The 517-nt window shown below is 51.3% G+C and carries 1 protein-coding gene; it reads right to left on the reverse strand.

Annotation, left to right across the window (positions count from 1 at the left end; translation table 11 throughout):
• Nucleotides 1–84: 84 nt before the first annotated feature.
• On the reverse strand, nucleotides 85–517 hold a 433-nt coding region (locus ABD234_RS19135), incomplete at its 5' end, for an ABC transporter permease (protein ID WP_344359677.1).

Consider the following 517-nt stretch of genomic DNA (forward strand, 5'->3'; position numbering starts at 1 on the left):
TCATGGCGCCGACATTTACACTGAACCGTGACCAGGCCCGCGAACCGTGTGCCTGACGCAACATTGCAATAACCATCGGACAACCTACTGGTAACGAATACGTGGATCGAGAACCGCGTAGAGCAGATCAACAATCAGATTGATGATGATGACGAAAACGCTGATCGCGAGAAACATTCCCATAAGCAGCGAGTAGTCACGGGCATTGATTGCATCAAGAGTTAAGCGACCTAATCCCGGCCAACCGAATACCGTTTCCACGATCACGGCCCCCGCAATGAGGCCTGGCAAGGTATCCCCGATAACGGTAATGACGGGTAGAAGACTATTTCGAAGCGCATGTCGCGTTAACACAACTCTTTCGCTCAAGCCTTTTGCACGCGCAACCTTCACGTAGTCCTGCTCAAGGACCCCAATCATACTGCTTCGTGTTAGCCGAGTGATTAAGCCTATATTGGAAAGCGCTAGCGTCGCCGCGGGAAGAACCATGTGGTACGCTACATCAAGAACATAATCC

Source organism: Brachybacterium phenoliresistens (assembly GCF_039530785.1).
Classification (GTDB): domain Bacteria; phylum Actinomycetota; class Actinomycetes; order Actinomycetales; family Dermabacteraceae; genus Brachybacterium; species Brachybacterium phenoliresistens.